Source organism: Desulforhopalus sp. IMCC35007 (assembly GCF_005116575.1).
Classification (GTDB): Bacteria; Desulfobacterota; Desulfobulbia; order Desulfobulbales; family Desulfocapsaceae; genus Desulforhopalus_A.
Window position 1 is genome coordinate 1 of the sequence record NZ_SWCN01000119.1, and the last position, 224, is coordinate 224.

At 43.3% G+C, this 224-nt stretch carries 1 pseudogene; it reads right to left on the minus strand.

The features are described 5' to 3' along the window. Positions 1 to 14 precede the first annotated feature (14 nt). Positions 15 to 224 (minus strand): annotated as a pseudogene (locus FCL48_RS25330) (transposase); the annotation flags it as partial.

The window sequence follows — 224 nt, forward strand, 5'->3', positions numbered from 1 at the left end:
CCTAAATTCCCGGGCTATTGTAACGATGCCGGTGGCGTGACACCCAATTTAGTATAAAGTTCAATCTGGCGTTTCGTAGTTTCCCCAATCTGAAGCTGCTGTCCCGGCACTTCAAAGCATTCAATAATGTCGAGTTCGTCCAACACCTCCTGCATCGTATAGTTCTTAAACAGATTATTTTCCTGCATTCTCTTCGTGATAGAGGATAAAAAAATCAGGGCAAT